A 13701-nucleotide genomic window follows, 5' to 3' on the forward strand; every position below is an offset into this window, starting at 1 on the left:
CCTTAATGGACTAACGTGCTAGATGTCTATAGGACAACACCCTCGGATAGATTAATCTAGGCCGGTTTTTTTGCCCGCCGCCGGAGCCTTTCCCATGCCCACTCGCGAGATCCGCCACCCGCTGATCCGACACAAGCTCGGCCTTATGCGCCGCGCCGACATTAGCACGAAGAATTTCCGTGAGCTTGCTCAGGAAGTCGGAGCGTTGCTCACTTACGAAGCCACCAAGGATTTGCCCCTGGAGAACTACGAGATCCCCGGTTGGGCCGGTCCCGTCCAGGTGGAAAAAATCGCCGGTAAAAAAATCACCGTGGTGCCGATCCTGCGCGCCGGTATCGGCATGCTCGAAGGCGTCCTCAGCCTGATTCCCGGCGCCAAGGTCAGCGCCGTGGGCGTAGCCCGCAATGAGCAAACCTTGCAGGCCCACACCTACCTGGAAAAACTTGTCCCGGAAATCGACGAGCGCCTGGCCATGATCATCGACCCGATGCTCGCCACCGGCAGTTCCATGGTCGCCACCATCGACCTGCTGAAAAAAGCTGGCTGCAAGGACATTCGTGCGATGGTGCTGGTCGCCGCCCCCGAAGGCATCGCCGCCGTCGAGAAAGCGCACCCCGACGTGCAGATCTACACCGCCTCGATCGATGAACGCCTGAACGAACACGGCTACATCATCCCGGGCCTGGGCGATGCCGGCGACAAGATCTTCGGCACCAAGCAGAAGGACGCGTGAGCATGCAGGATGAATTCAACGACCCGCTTTGGCGCCAGATCCTGTCTGGCGCACAAATGCTTTTTGTAGCATTTGGCGCGCTGGTGTTGATGCCGCTGATCACCGGTCTTGATCCAAACGTCGCACTGTTCACCGCCGGCCTGGGCACGTTGTTGTTCCAGGTGGTGACAGGCCGGCAGGTGCCGGTGTTCCTGGCCTCGAGCTTTGCCTTTATCACCCCAATCATCCTTGCCAAGGGCCAGTTCGGCCTCGCGGCAACCATGGGCGGCGTGATGGCGGCCGGTTTCGTTTATACGTTCCTGGGCCTGGCGGTGAAGGTCAAGGGCACCGGTTTTATCGACCGGCTGCTGCCGCCTGTGGTGATCGGGCCAGTGATCATTTCCATCGGCCTGGCCATGGCGCCGATTGCCGCGAACATGGCGATGGGCAAGTCCGGCGACGGTGCCGAGCTGATCCATTACCAGACGGCAATGATGATCTCGATGCCGGCGCTGCTCACCACGTTGATCGTGGCGGTGTTCGGCAAAGGTATTTTCCGCCTGGTGCCGATCATCTCCGGCGTGCTGGTGGGCTTTGCCATGGCGTTCTACTTTGGCGTAGTCGACACGGCAAAAATCGCCGCTGCACCCTGGTTCGCCCTACCCCACTTCACCGCACCGGAATTCAACTGGCAGGCCATCCTGTTTATCGTCCCGGTGGCCCTGGCCCCGGCGATCGAACACATCGGTGGTGTGATTGCGGTGGGTAGCGTGACCGGTCGCGACTATCTGAAGAAGCCTGGCCTGCATCGCACATTGCTCGGTGACGGCATCGCCACCACGGCCGCCGGCCTGTTTGGCGGCCCGCCGAACACGACTTACGCCGAAGTGACCGGCGCGGTGATGCTGACCAAGAACTACAACCCGAAAATCATGACCTGGGCTGCAGTGTTTGCCATCAGCCTGGCGTTTATCGGCAAGTTCGGCGCACTGCTGCAGAGTATTCCGGTACCGGTGATGGGCGGGATTCTGTGCTTGTTGTTCGGCTCGATTGCGGCCGTTGGCATGAACACACTGATTCGCCACAAGATCGACCTTGGAGAGGCGCGCAATCTGGTGATTGTGTCGGTAACCCTGGTGTTCGGGATTGGCGGTGTGCTGGTCGGTACCGGCACCGGCCCGGATGATTTCGGCCTCAAGGGCATCGCCCTGTGTGCGGTGGTAGCGATTGGTTTGAACCTGCTGCTGCCGGGCAATGATGGCTGGAAGAACAAGAAGCCGGATGAGCCGTTGCTGTAATTAGCAACACAAAACCAATGTGGGAGGGAGCAAGCCCCCTCCCACATTTGATTTCAGCGCCTGTTAGAGCTCGCCGAGACCATCGATCAGCGCCTGGTTCTGCTCCGGCGTACCGATGCTGATCCGCAGGAATTGAGCAATTCGCTCCTGCTTGAAGTGACGCACGATCACCCCTTGCTCACGCAGCTTGGCGGCCAATCCGGCTGCATCGTGCCGTGGGTGGCGAGCGAAGATGAAGTTGGCGGCCGAAGGCAGCACCTCAAAGCCTTTAGCCTCCAGCTGTGCGACCAGCGTGTTGCGGCTGTCGATCACCAACCGGCAGGTCCTGTCGAAGTACTCACGGTCGTCGAACGCCGCCGCCGCGCCGACAATCGCCAGGCGATCCAGCGGGTAGGAGTTGAAGCTGTTCTTGACCCGCTCCAGCGCCTCGATCAGGTCCGGGTGGCCCACGGCCAGGCCCACGCGCAAACCGGCCAGTGAGCGCGACTTGGACAGGGTCTGGGTCACCAGCAGGTTGGGGTAACGGTCCACCAGGCTGATGGCGGTTTCGCCGCCGAAGTCGATATACGCCTCATCGACCACCACCACCGAGTCGGGGCTGGCCTTGACGATCCGCTCCACCGCATCCAGTGCCAGCACGCAGCCGGTCGGCGCGTTCGGGTTGGGGAAGATAATCCCGCCGTTGGGCCTGGCGTAGTCCGCGACACGGATCTGGAACTGCTCGTCCAACCGCACCGGCTCGGACTTGATGCCATAGAGGCCGCAGTACACCGGATAGAAGCTGTAGCTGATATCCGGGAACAGCAGCGGCAGGTCGTGCTGGAACAGACCGTGGAAGATGTGCGCCAACACTTCATCGGAACCGTTACCGAGGAACACCTTGCCGGCGTCGATCCCGTAGTACTTGGCCACGGCCTGCTTGAGCAGGTCGCTGTTGGGGTCCGGATACAGGCGTAGGTTGTCGTTCAACTCGCCCTGCATCGCAGCCAGCGCCTTGGGCGACGGGCCGTAGGGGTTTTCGTTGGTGTTGAGCTTGACCAGTTTGGTCAGCTTCGGCTGTTCACCAGGTACGTAAGGCACCAGGTCCTTGACGAACGGGCTCCAGAATTTGCTCATCTCAATTACCTTTCTTGTCGTCAAGGATGCGGTATTCAGCGCTGCGGGCGTGAGCGCTCAGGGATTCACCACGGGCCAGCACCGAAGCGGTCTTGCCCAGTTCGGAGGCACCCTGTGGGGAGCAGAAGATAATCGACGAGCGCTTCTGGAAGTCATACACCCCCAGCGGCGACGAGAATCGCGCGGTGCCGGAGGTCGGCAACACGTGGTTCGGGCCCGCGCAATAGTCGCCCAGGGCTTCGCTGGTGTGGCGGCCCATGAAGATCGCACCGGCGTGGCGAATCGATGGCAGCCACGCTTGCGGGTCGGCCACCGACAGTTCCAGGTGCTCCGGCGCGATGCGGTTGGCCACTTCGATGGCCTGCTCCATGTCACGCACCAGGATCAGGGCACCACGGCCATTGATTGACTTCTCGATGATCTCGGCGCGGTCCATGGTCGGCAGTAGCTTATTAATGCTGGCGGCGACCTTGTCGAGGAACTCGGCGTCCGGGCTGACGAGGATCGCCTGGGCGTCTTCGTCGTGCTCGGCCTGGGAGAACAGGTCCATGGCGATCCAGTCCGGATCGGTCTGGCCGTCGCACACCACGAGGATTTCCGAGGGGCCGGCGATCATATCGATGCCGACCTGGCCAAACACGTGGCGTTTGGCGGTGGCGACATAGATGTTGCCCGGGCCGACCACCTTGTCGACCTTCGGCACGCTTTCGGTGCCATAGGCCAACGCCGCGACAGCTTGAGCGCCACCGATGGTGAACACCCGGTCCACGCCGGCGATGCAAGCGGCTGCCAGCACCAGCTCGTTGATTTCACCGCGCGGGGTCGGTACCACCATGACCACTTCAGTCACGCCCGCCACTTTGGCGGGAATCGCGTTCATCAACACCGATGACGGGTACGACGCCTTGCCACCCGGCACGTAGAGGCCCGCCCGGTCCAGCGGCGTGACCTTCTGGCCCAGCACGGTGCCGTCGGCCTCGGTGTAGCTCCAGGAATCCTGTTTCTGCTTTTCGTGGTAGCTGCGCACGCGTGCTGCCGCGACTTCCAGGGCTTCCCGCTGTGGTGCGGTGATGCGCGTCAGGGCCAGTTCCAGGCGTTCGCGAGGCAGGATCAAGTCTGCCATGGACTTGACGTCCAGGCCGTCGAACTGGCGGGTGAAATCCACCAGCGCTGCGTCACCGCGCTCGCGCACAGCCTTGATGATGTCGAGTACTCGCTGATTGACCGAGTCGTCGGACACGCTTTCCCAGCTCAGCAAATGATCCAGATGATGGGCGAAATCCGGGTCGGCAGCGTTGAGTCGGGCAATTGCAGTGGACGTGGTCATAGCGAGGGCCTCAATAGAATTGGCAAAAACTCAGGCGCCCTAAACTAGCAGTCGTTTCCGCTTGGGCACCTGAGAATTCTGGCTATGAGGCGGATAGACGGGCGCAGCTTTTCAGCTACGCGGGTAGGTCAACCGCGGTGTCGAGACTCCACGGCGGTGCGCAGGGTGTCGATCAACGCCTGGATACGGGCGTGTTGCATCTTCATCGATGCTTTGTTGACGATCAGGCGGGAACTGATGTCGGCGATAAAGTCCTGAGGTTCGAGACCGTTGGCACGCAGGGTGTTGCCGGTGTCGACCACGTCGATGATCTTGTCGGCCAGGCCGATCAATGGCGCCAACTCCATCGAGCCATAGAGCTTGATGATATCGACCTGACGGCCTTGTTCGGCGTAGTAGCGCTTGGCGACGTTGACGAACTTGGTGGCCACGCGCAGGCGACCCTTGGGCTCGACATCACCGACACGGCCGGCGGTCATCAGCTTGCACAGGGCAATACGCAGGTCCAGCGGCTCGTACAGGCCCTGGCCACCGTACTCCATCAGCACGTCTTTACCGGCGACGCCCAGGTCGGCTGCACCATGCTCAACGTAGGTCGGCACGTCGGTAGCCCGCACGATCAGCAGACGGACGTCATCCTGGGTCGTGGGGATGATCAGCTTGCGGCTCTTGTCCGGATTCTCGGTCGGCACGATGCCCGCTTCAGCCAGAAGCGGCAAGGTGTCGTCAAGGATGCGGCCCTTGGACAGTGCGATGGTCAACATGGGAAACGTCAGTCCTTCATCAGGCTATTGCTGTCCGGACGCAAACGGCGCCAGACACAGATCGAGGCCATTACAGCCTCGATTTGAAACCAATTCAGCGAGCGGCCAGCGGGTACCGGCTGTGGTGAACGGGCTTGCCCGCTCACCACAGCAAGCCAGGGGCTAGCCCGGTACGCGGCGGATCTTGGCGCCGAGCATCTGCAGTTTTTCTTCGATGCACTCGTAACCACGGTCAATGTGGTAGATGCGGTCGATCAGGGTATCGCCTTCAGCGATCAATGCCGAAATGACCAGGCTGGCCGAAGCGCGCAGGTCAGTCGCCATCACCGGCGCGCCCTTGAGCTTCTCGGTGCCGGTGACGATGGCAGTGTTGCCCTCGACCTGGATCTTCGCGCCCATGCGGTGCAGTTCATACACGTGCATGAAACGGTTTTCGAAAATGGTCTCGATTACCGCGCCGGTGCCTTCGGCAATGGCGTTCAGGGAGATGAACTGCGCTTGCATGTCGGTCGGGAAGGCCGGGTACGGAGCGGTACGCACGTTGACGGCCTTCGGACGCTTGCCGTGCATGTTCAGCTCGATCCAGTCTTCACCGGTGGTGATTTCGGCACCGGCTTCACGCAGTTTTTCCAGGACCGCTTCCAGGATAGTCGGATCGGTGTCCTTGACCTTGACGCGACCACCGGTAACGGCGGCGGCAACCAGGTAGGTACCGGTTTCGATGCGGTCGGGCATGACCTTGTAGGTGGCGCTGTGCAGGCGCTCTACGCCGTCGATGGTAATGGTGTCGGTGCCAGCACCGGAAACCTTCGCACCCATGGCGTTCAGGAAGTTGGCCAGGTCGACCACTTCCGGCTCGCGCGCGGCGTTTTGCAGCACGCTGCGGCCTTTGGCCAGGGCCGCGGCCATCATGATGTTCTCGGTACCGGTCACGCTGACGGTATCAAAGAAGAAGTTCGCGCCACGCAGGCCGCCTTCCGGTGCCTTGGCCTTGATGTAGCCGCCTTCGACGTCAATGACTGCGCCCATGGCTTCCAGGCCACGGATGTGCAGGTCCACCGGACGCGAACCGATGGCGCACCCACCGGGCAACGCCACTTCGGCTTCGCCGAAACGAGCAACCATCGGGCCCAGCACAAGGATCGACGCACGCATGGTTTTCACCAGTTCGTACGGGGCGATCAGGGTTTTGATGGTGCGCGGGTCGATTTCGACCGCCAGCTTCTCGTCAATCACCGGCTCGATGCCCATGCGACCGAACAGCTCGATCATGGTGGTGATGTCGTGCAGGTGTGGCAGGTTGGCCACGGTTACCGGGCCATCGCACAGCAGGGTCGCTGCCAGGATCGGCAAGGCGGAGTTTTTCGCACCGGAAATGCGGATCTCGCCATCAAGGCGGGCACCGCCGGTAATAATCAATTTATCCATAAGAATCTCGACGCCTTGGGGGCTCAGGTGCGCTCGGCCCAGGCCGCGCGGCTGAAAAATTTCATAGTGACCGCATGGATGCTGCCATCGGTGATCCATGGGTTCAAATGGGCATAGATCTGCTGCTGACGCTTGACCGGGCTCAATGCCGCCAGTTCATCGCTAATCACATTCAGCTGGAAATTGCAGCCTTCGCCTTCAACTTCAACAGTCGTTTCCGGCAGCTTTCCTTCAAGGAAGCTCTTCACTTCGTTGGCCTGCATGCTCAACCTCTATCGGCGCCCAGTGCGCACGGGTCGCACATCATACAAAAAAGCCCCGCGCCTGCGAACCCCGCATAGCAGGACTCTGACGGGGGGCTTCTTAATAATGTGTATTAAGGATGCGCCAGCAGCTCGGTTAACCCGGAAACTTCGGCGATTTCGCGCATGTCTTCCGGCAAAGCGCGGACGCTGACCGGCTTTTTGGCCGCGCCTGCGTCACGCATGAAGCACAACAGCAACGACAAACCAACACTGCTGGACTTGGTCACCGCCGAGCAATCCAACACCAGCGCCGGAGCATTGCTGGCCATGATCAGGGCCTGGCCCTGTTTGCGCAGGTCCGGCCCGGTGCGGTAATCCAGCACGCCGCTGAGGAACAACTCCCCGGCGTCGCCAAGACGAACAGCCGACTCGGTCATTGCGCGGACTTCCCTGCTTCCTTGTCGGAAGTTTCCTTGGCCTTGGCGACTTCACCGGCCCAACCGTTGATGGTCTTGTCCAGATCATTGCCATTACGCTGCATGGCGTCGGCGAACTGGTCACGGAACAGCTTGCCGATGTTGATGCCGTTGATGATCACGTTACGCAGCTTCCACTCGCCGTTGACCTTCTCCAGCGTGTACTGCACAGGGTAAACGGCGCCATTGTTGCCCTTGACGCTCATGTTGACGCTGGTGCGATCACCCGACTCATCGCCGGCTGGGGCGACGGTAATGCCCTGGTTGTTGTATTCAAGCAGCGCGTTGCCGTAGAACTGGAACAGGCCTTTCTTGAAGTTTTCCTGGAAGGTCTGCATCTGCGCCGGGGTAGCCTTGCGCGAATACTTGACCGTCATGATGCTGCGGGAAATACCTTCGGCATCGACAACCGGGCCGACGATGGTATTGAGCGCGTTATAGAACTGACTGGGATCTTGCTTGTACTTTTCCTTGTTGGCCGACAGGTCGGCCAACATCTTGTTAGTAGTGTCCTGCACCAGTTCGTGCGCAGAACCCGCCGCGTTAGCCATCAATGGCAGCGCTGCAAGCAGTACCAGGAGGCCACGTCGCAAGGTAGAGATCATGTACACATTCCTCATTTGGCGTCTTTATTGACCGTATTGAGCAGGAATTTACCGATCAGGTCTTCCAGTACCAACGACGACTGTGTGTCGTGGATGGTCGAGCCATCCTTGAGCAGGGCTGTCTCCCCGCCCACGCTGACACCGATGTACTTCTCGCCCAGCAGACCCGCAGTGAGGATAGATGCAGTGGAGTCAGTCGGCAGATTATCGACCTTCTTGTCCAGTTGCATCGTCACTCGACCGGTGAAGCTGTCGCGGTCCAGATCGATTGCCGTGACCTTGCCGATGGTGACACCGGCCATCGTCACTTTAGCTCTGACAGTCAAACCGGCGATATTGTCGAAATATGCGTAAAGTTTATAAGTATCGGCGGTGGGGCTGGCCGAAAGGCCGCTGACTCGCAGGGCCAGCAACAGTAAAGCCAGGATGCCAGCCAGCAAGAAAAGGCCGACACCGATTTCCACAGTGCGGTTTTGCATCAGAAATCTCCAAACATCAAGGCGGTCAAAATAAAGTCAAGACCCAGTACCGCCAGCGAGGCGTACACAACGGTCTTGGTGGTGGCGCGACTGATCCCTTCTGAGGTGGGCTCACAGTCATAGCCTTGGAAAACGGCGATCCAGGTCACGACAAAAGCGAAGACAATGCTCTTTATGATGCCATTGAGCACGTCACCGCTGAAGGTCACGCTGTTCTGCATGTTGCCCCAGTACGAGCCGTCATAGACGCCCAGCCAGTCGACCGCCACCCAGGAACCGCCCCAGATCCCCACCACACTGAAGATCATCGCCAGCAGTGGCAGGGAAATGAAGCCGGCCCACAGGCGCGGGGCAACAATGTACTTGAGCGGGTCCACGCCGATCATTTCGAGGCTGGACAATTGCTCGGTGGACTTCATGTTGCCGATCTCGGCGGTCAACGCCGAACCGGCACGGCCCGCAAACAGCAACGCAGTGACCACCGGCCCCAGCTCACGTAGCAGCGTAAGGGCAACCATCTGCCCAACGGCCTGCTCCGAACCGTAGCCGGAAAGGATATTGAAGCCCTGCAACGCCAGCACCATGCCGATGAAAATCCCGGAAACCACGATGATCACCAGGGACATCACGCCTACCGAATGCAGCTGCTTGATCAACAGGCCGAAGCCGCCGCCAATGCCACCGCGCCCGAGCAAGGCGTGGAACAGGAAAATAGTCGAACGGCCCAGCACTTCGACAATGTCGATGCCGGAGCGACCGAAAAGGCGAACCTTCTCGATTAGAGATGTCTTGCGCATCAGCGCTTCCCCAGAAGATCTGAGCGGTAATCCGCCGCCGGAAAGTGAAAAGGCACAGGGCCATCGGGATCGCCGGTCATGAATTGGCGAATGCGCGGGTTATCGGCGTTCATCAGTTCTTCAGGCGTGCCCTGCCCCAATACCTGGCCATCGCCTACCACATAGAGGTAATCGGCAATGCTCGCGGTTTCTGCAAGATCGTGGGACACCACGATGCTGGTGATGCCCAGTGCGTCGTTGAGCAGGCGGATCAAGCGCACCAGAACGCCCATGGCGATCGGGTCCTGGCCGACGAAGGGCTCGTCGTACATGAGGATCTGGGGGTCGAGGGCAATCGCGCGCGCCAGGGCCACACGCCGCTTCATACCGCCGGAGAGCTCGTCGGGCATCAGGTCGATAGCTCCGCGAAGGCCCACGGCCTGCAGTTTCAGCAGGACAATGTCACGAATCATTTCATCAGACAGCTGGGTATGCACTCGCAGCGGAAAGGCCACGTTCTCGAACACATCCAGGTCGGTGAACAGCGCACCGCTCTGGAACAGCACACCCATGTGCTTGCGCGCATCGAACAGATCGCTGCGCGACAGCGTCGGCAGGTTCTGGCCGTTGACCCACACTTCGCCGGCGCTGGGGCGCAATTGCATGCCCATCAGGCGCAACAGGGTGGTCTTGCCGCAACCGGACGGCCCCATGATGCCCGTGACCTTGCCACGGGGAATGCGAATATCGACATTATTGAAGATGCTGCGCGTCCCGCGCTTGAAGGTCAGTCCCTTCAGCTCGACCGCGTAAGCGTTATCGGCACTCATCTAAACTCCTTGGGATGCAGCCTTTCACTCAGACACCACGCATGCGATAAACCTATTCAACGGTTACGCAACAGATAGCCACGTGGGCTGGGCGGACCGAACTGGCGGCGAACTATATCACTGCTGGTACAACGCGCCCAAGGCCGGAACGGTGCTTGTTCAGATCCGGGACAGTGAAAAAACGTTGCCAGGCATGAATCTCGGGCTAGCGCGGAATAAAGCCTGACGAACTTGTGTGAGGGAATTGATCATTACCGCTATAATCGCCGACTTTTCGTCAGGCTATACGATTTCAGACATGAGCCAATCCAGCGACCTTATTCAATCCGCGCAACGCACCATCCGCCTCGAGCTTGAAGCCGTAGAAGGCTTACTGGCGCATATCGACGCAGATTTCGTACGCGCCTGCGAGATGATTCTGGCCAGCAAGGGCCGCGTTGTCGTGGTCGGCATGGGCAAGTCCGGCCATGTCGGCAACAAAATCGCCGCCACCCTGGCCAGCACCGGGACCACCGCGTTCTTCGTGCATCCGGCCGAAGCGAGCCACGGCGACATGGGCATGATCACCAAGGATGACGTCATCCTGGCGCTGTCCAACTCCGGCACCACCAACGAAATCGTGACCTTGCTGCCACTGATCAAGCGCCTCGGGATCCAGATGATCAGCCTCACCGGCAACCCGGACTCGACGCTGGCCAAGGCCGCCGAGGTGAACCTCAATGTTCACGTGGCCCACGAGGCCTGCCCGCTGAACCTGGCACCGACCTCCTCCACCACCGCCGCGCTGGTCATGGGCGATGCGCTCGCCGTGGCGTTGCTGGAAGCCCGCGGGTTCACCGCCGAGGACTTCGCGTTTTCACATCCTGGCGGAGCCCTGGGCCGCCGCCTGCTGCTGAAAGTCGAAAATGTCATGCATTCGGGCGATGAATTGCCCCACGTCCAGCGCGGCACCCTGTTGAAGGACGCGCTGATGGAAATGACCCGCAAGGGCCTGGGCATGACCGTGATCCTGGAAACCGACGGTCGCCTGGCCGGCGTGTTTACCGACGGTGATTTGCGCCGCACCCTGGACCGTACCATCGATATTCACACCGCCACCATCGACGCGGTCATGACCCCTCACGGCAAGACCGCACGCCCTGAAATGCTGGCAGCCGAAGCATTGAAGATCATGGAAGACCACAAGATCGGCGCGCTGGTAGTGGTCGATAGCCACGACCATCCGGTTGGCGCCCTGAATATGCACGACTTGCTGCGTGCGGGAGTGATGTAAATGACCAGCGACCTGCTGCAACGCGGCAAACACATCAAACTGGCGATTTTCGACGTAGACGGCGTGCTGACTGACGGGCGCCTGTATTTCCTCGAAGATGGCAGCGAATTCAAGACGTTCAACACCCTCGACGGCCAGGGCATCAAGATGCTGATGGCGGCGGGCGTGCAAACGGCGATTATCAGCGGTCGAAAAACCCCCGTTGTGGAACGCCGCGCACAAAACCTGGGAATTGCTCACCTGTATCAGGGTCGCGAGGATAAACTGGTGGTTCTGGACGAGCTTCTTGGCCAACTCAACCTAAGCTATGAGCAGGTCGCCTACCTGGGTGATGATCTGCCGGACTTGCCGGTCATTCGCCGAGTGGGCCTGGGCATGGCGGTCGCCAATGCGGCGGCATTCGTTCGCGAACACGCCCATGGCATCACCACCGCCCGTGGCGGAGAAGGCGCTGCCCGCGAGTTCTGCGAGCTGATCCTGCGTGCCCAGGGCAGCCTTGAAGCGGCCCACGCCGCCTACCTATAGAGCGTTTTATGTTGAGCAAAAAGATTCGCAACTTCCTGCTATTCGGGGTCATCGCCGCGCTATTCCTGGCGGTGGGCTACTGGAATATCAGCCCGGAGCGCTTCCTCGACCAACCTGCCGCGCAGGTCGACGAAGGCGCTATCGACTATTACGCCACCAACGCCTACAGCGTGCAGTTCCTGCCGGACGGCAAGGTGCAGTACGAAATGACCTCGGACAAGGTCGAGCATTTGAAGACGACCGAAGTCACCCTGCTGACCAATCCGGACCTGAACCTGTATCGCGGCACTGAGTTTCCGTGGCACGTCACCAGCAAGCGTGGCGAGGTGAACCCGGACGGTACCGAGGTAGAACTGATTGATTCGGTGCGTGTTGCACGCACTGACGCCCAGAAACGCGACACGGTGATTACTACCAGTCGCATGACCGTATTCCCGCAGAAGCAATATGCGCAGACCGAGCAAGACGTTAGAATCGACGGCGCTGGCGGTGTATCGACTGGCAAGGGAATGAAAGCGTATTTGAAAGAAAGCAGGATACACCTGCTATCGAACGTAAGAGGACAGTATGAGGCTCGTTAAAACTCTCCCTATTTTGCTCAGTCTGGGCGCAGCACTGGGAAGCGTGAGCGCCTGGGCTCTGCCGAACGATAGCCAGCAGCCGATCCACATCTCGGCTGACGATGCGCAACTGGATGACAAGCAAGGTGTAGCGACCTACACCGGCGGCGTGATCATTACCCAGGGGTCGATGAAGATCACCGGCAATACCGTGACACTGACGCGCACCCCAAACGGTGATATTGACGTCGTGACCTCGGTGGGCAACCTGGCTTACTTCGAACAGAAGCAGTCGGCTACCGATACAGGCCCGATGAAGGGCTACGGCAAGACCATCCAGTACCATGCCCAGCAGAACCGCATTGTATTGATCGACCAGGCCAAGGTGCTGAGCCCCGATGGCAACTCCACGGAAGGTGAAAAAATCACCTATGACACCGTGAAGCAGATCGCCAACGCCGGTCGAGCCAATGGCAACAAGGTAACTGCGCCACGTCCGCGTATCGACATGGTTATCCAGCCGAAGAAGAAGGCCGAGTAATGGCAACCCTGAAAGCCCAGCATCTGGCCAAGGCCTATAAAAGCCGTCAGGTCGTGCGCGACGTCAGCCTGTCGATCGACAGCGGCCAGATCGTCGGCTTGCTCGGCCCCAACGGCGCCGGCAAGACCACATGCTTCTATATGATCGTCGGCCTGGTCCAGGCAGATCAGGGTCGCGTACTGATCGACGACCTGGATGTCAGCCATCAGCCGATGCACGGCCGTGCTCGCGCCGGTATCGGCTATCTCCCGCAAGAAGCCTCGATCTTCCGCAAACTGTCGGTTGCCGACAACATCATGGCTATCCTTGAGACCCGCAAGGAACTCGACCGTGACGGCCGCCGCCAAGAGCTGGAAAGCCTGCTGCAGGAGTTCCACATCAACCACATTCGCGACAACCTTGGCATGAGCCTGTCCGGTGGCGAGCGTCGTCGCGTGGAAATCGCCCGCGCCCTGGCGACCGCGCCAAAGTTCATCCTGCTGGACGAACCGTTTGCCGGCGTCGACCCGATTTCGGTCGGCGACATCAAGCAGATCATCCATCACCTCAAGGCCAAGGGTATCGGCGTATTGATCACCGACCACAACGTGCGTGAAACCCTCGATATCTGCGAAACCGCGTATATCGTCAACGATGGCCAGTTGATCGCCGAAGGCGATTCCGCGACCATCCTGGCCAACGAACTGGTCAAGGAAGTGTACCTGGGTCACGAGTTCCGCCTGTAAAACCACCTGTATGAACAGGGG

The 13701-nt window shown here is 60.0% G+C and carries 17 protein-coding genes; 7 read left to right on the forward strand and 10 right to left on the reverse strand.

Features of this window, described 5'->3' with window-relative positions; genetic code table 11:
• Positions 1-94 precede the first annotated feature (94 nt).
• Positions 95-733, forward strand: a complete 639-nt coding sequence (gene upp / locus AB4N98_RS08045; RefSeq protein ID WP_017526145.1) for a uracil phosphoribosyltransferase — start codon at positions 95-97, stop codon at positions 731-733.
• Positions 734-735: 2 nt separating this feature from the next.
• Positions 736-2010: a uracil-xanthine permease family protein gene (locus AB4N98_RS08050; RefSeq protein ID WP_017526144.1), complete on the forward strand. Its 1275-nt coding sequence runs from the start codon at positions 736-738 to the stop codon at positions 2008-2010.
• A gap of 63 nt (positions 2011-2073) precedes the next feature.
• On the opposite strand, the gene hisC is transcribed toward AB4N98_RS08050, so the two are convergent.
• From hisC to AB4N98_RS08100, 10 genes are all read right to left on the reverse strand, one after another.
• The gene (hisC, locus tag AB4N98_RS08055) at positions 2074-3126 is read right to left on the reverse strand and encodes a histidinol-phosphate transaminase (protein WP_065877280.1); all 1053 of its coding nucleotides are present in this window, start codon (positions 3124-3126) and stop codon (positions 2074-2076) included.
• Between the two features lies 1 nt (position 3127).
• Positions 3128-4453 (reverse strand): histidinol dehydrogenase, encoded by a 1326-nt coding sequence (gene hisD / locus AB4N98_RS08060; RefSeq protein WP_017526142.1) that lies wholly within the window; start codon positions 4451-4453, stop codon positions 3128-3130.
• Between the two features lie 128 nt (positions 4454-4581).
• The gene (gene hisG / locus AB4N98_RS08065; protein ID WP_003171824.1) at positions 4582-5217 is read right to left on the reverse strand and encodes an ATP phosphoribosyltransferase; all 636 of its coding nucleotides are present in this window, start codon (positions 5215-5217) and stop codon (positions 4582-4584) included.
• Between the two features lie 162 nt (positions 5218-5379).
• Entirely contained in the window at positions 5380-6645 is a 1266-nt protein-coding gene (gene murA / locus AB4N98_RS08070) for a UDP-N-acetylglucosamine 1-carboxyvinyltransferase (RefSeq protein WP_017526140.1), read from the reverse strand.
• A 23-nt stretch (positions 6646-6668) separates the two neighbouring features.
• Complete coding sequence (locus AB4N98_RS08075; RefSeq protein ID WP_003171818.1) at positions 6669-6908, reverse strand: BolA family protein; 240 nt, start codon at positions 6906-6908, stop codon at positions 6669-6671.
• Between the two features lie 113 nt (positions 6909-7021).
• Entirely contained in the window at positions 7022-7327 is a 306-nt protein-coding gene (locus AB4N98_RS08080; protein ID WP_017526139.1) for an STAS domain-containing protein, read from the reverse strand.
• Positions 7324-7971, reverse strand: coding sequence for an MlaC/ttg2D family ABC transporter substrate-binding protein (locus AB4N98_RS08085; RefSeq protein WP_017526138.1), 648 nt, complete (start codon positions 7969-7971; stop codon positions 7324-7326). The genes AB4N98_RS08080 and AB4N98_RS08085 overlap by 4 nt, the downstream gene beginning before the upstream one ends.
• 11 nt (positions 7972-7982) lie before the next feature.
• On the reverse strand, positions 7983-8450 hold the full coding sequence (gene mlaD, locus AB4N98_RS08090; protein WP_003171814.1) for an outer membrane lipid asymmetry maintenance protein MlaD: 468 nt from the start codon (positions 8448-8450) through the stop codon (positions 7983-7985).
• A complete protein-coding gene (gene mlaE / locus AB4N98_RS08095; RefSeq protein ID WP_017526137.1) occupies positions 8450-9247 on the reverse strand; it encodes a lipid asymmetry maintenance ABC transporter permease subunit MlaE in 798 nt (265 codons plus the stop codon). The genes mlaD and mlaE overlap by 1 nt, the downstream gene beginning before the upstream one ends.
• A complete protein-coding gene (locus tag AB4N98_RS08100) occupies positions 9247-10056 on the reverse strand; it encodes an ATP-binding cassette domain-containing protein (protein WP_003171811.1) in 810 nt (269 codons plus the stop codon). Before AB4N98_RS08100 ends, mlaE begins: the two co-directional genes overlap by 1 nt.
• A 298-nt stretch (positions 10057-10354) precedes the next feature.
• Here AB4N98_RS08100 and AB4N98_RS08105 point away from each other — a divergent pair, with 298 nt between their 5' ends.
• Genes AB4N98_RS08105 through lptB form a run of 5 tightly spaced genes read left to right on the forward strand, consistent with a single transcriptional unit; the run spans position 10355 to position 13680 of the window.
• Positions 10355-11329, forward strand: coding sequence for a KpsF/GutQ family sugar-phosphate isomerase (locus tag AB4N98_RS08105; RefSeq protein ID WP_017526136.1), 975 nt, complete (start codon positions 10355-10357; stop codon positions 11327-11329).
• Positions 11330-11854 carry a KdsC family phosphatase gene (locus AB4N98_RS08110; protein ID WP_003171809.1) on the forward strand — a complete coding sequence of 175 codons (525 nt, stop codon included), beginning with the start codon at positions 11330-11332 and terminating at the stop codon, positions 11852-11854. It abuts the gene before it with no gap.
• Between the two features lie 8 nt (positions 11855-11862).
• Positions 11863-12435 (forward strand): LPS export ABC transporter periplasmic protein LptC, encoded by a 573-nt coding sequence (lptC, locus tag AB4N98_RS08115; protein WP_017526135.1) that lies wholly within the window; start codon positions 11863-11865, stop codon positions 12433-12435.
• Positions 12422-12955 carry a lipopolysaccharide transport periplasmic protein LptA gene (gene lptA / locus AB4N98_RS08120; RefSeq protein WP_017526134.1) on the forward strand — a complete coding sequence of 178 codons (534 nt, stop codon included), beginning with the start codon at positions 12422-12424 and terminating at the stop codon, positions 12953-12955. Before lptC ends, lptA begins: the two co-directional genes overlap by 14 nt.
• Positions 12955-13680, forward strand: coding sequence for an LPS export ABC transporter ATP-binding protein (gene lptB / locus AB4N98_RS08125; RefSeq protein WP_004372092.1), 726 nt, complete (start codon positions 12955-12957; stop codon positions 13678-13680). The genes lptA and lptB overlap by 1 nt, the downstream gene beginning before the upstream one ends.
• The last annotated feature ends 21 nt before the right edge of the window (positions 13681-13701 follow it).

Source organism: Pseudomonas sp. S3_E10 (assembly GCF_054667615.1).

Coding starts and splice junctions, on each gene's coding strand:
- upp (WP_017526145.1), top strand. CDS start 95: ATGCCCACTCGCGAGATCCGCCACCCGCTGATCCGACACAAGCTCGGC.
- AB4N98_RS08050 (WP_017526144.1), top strand. CDS start 736: ATGCAGGATGAATTCAACGACCCGCTTTGGCGCCAGATCCTGTCTGGC.
- hisC (WP_065877280.1), bottom strand. CDS start 3,126: ATGAGCAAATTCTGGAGCCCGTTCGTCAAGGACCTGGTGCCTTACGTA.
- hisD (WP_017526142.1), bottom strand. CDS start 4,453: ATGACCACGTCCACTGCAATTGCCCGACTCAACGCTGCCGACCCGGAT.
- hisG (WP_003171824.1), bottom strand. CDS start 5,217: ATGTTGACCATCGCACTGTCCAAGGGCCGCATCCTTGACGACACCTTG.
- murA (WP_017526140.1), bottom strand. CDS start 6,645: ATGGATAAATTGATTATTACCGGCGGTGCCCGCCTTGATGGCGAGATC.
- AB4N98_RS08075 (WP_003171818.1), bottom strand. CDS start 6,908: ATGCAGGCCAACGAAGTGAAGAGCTTCCTTGAAGGAAAGCTGCCGGAA.
- AB4N98_RS08080 (WP_017526139.1), bottom strand. CDS start 7,327: ATGACCGAGTCGGCTGTTCGTCTTGGCGACGCCGGGGAGTTGTTCCTC.
- AB4N98_RS08085 (WP_017526138.1), bottom strand. CDS start 7,971: ATGATCTCTACCTTGCGACGTGGCCTCCTGGTACTGCTTGCAGCGCTG.
- mlaD (WP_003171814.1), bottom strand. CDS start 8,450: ATGCAAAACCGCACTGTGGAAATCGGTGTCGGCCTTTTCTTGCTGGCT.
- mlaE (WP_017526137.1), bottom strand. CDS start 9,247: ATGCGCAAGACATCTCTAATCGAGAAGGTTCGCCTTTTCGGTCGCTCC.
- AB4N98_RS08100 (WP_003171811.1), bottom strand. CDS start 10,056: ATGAGTGCCGATAACGCTTACGCGGTCGAGCTGAAGGGACTGACCTTC.
- AB4N98_RS08105 (WP_017526136.1), top strand. CDS start 10,355: ATGAGCCAATCCAGCGACCTTATTCAATCCGCGCAACGCACCATCCGC.
- AB4N98_RS08110 (WP_003171809.1), top strand. CDS start 11,330: ATGACCAGCGACCTGCTGCAACGCGGCAAACACATCAAACTGGCGATT.
- lptC (WP_017526135.1), top strand. CDS start 11,863: ATGTTGAGCAAAAAGATTCGCAACTTCCTGCTATTCGGGGTCATCGCC.
- lptA (WP_017526134.1), top strand. CDS start 12,422: ATGAGGCTCGTTAAAACTCTCCCTATTTTGCTCAGTCTGGGCGCAGCA.
- lptB (WP_004372092.1), top strand. CDS start 12,955: ATGGCAACCCTGAAAGCCCAGCATCTGGCCAAGGCCTATAAAAGCCGT.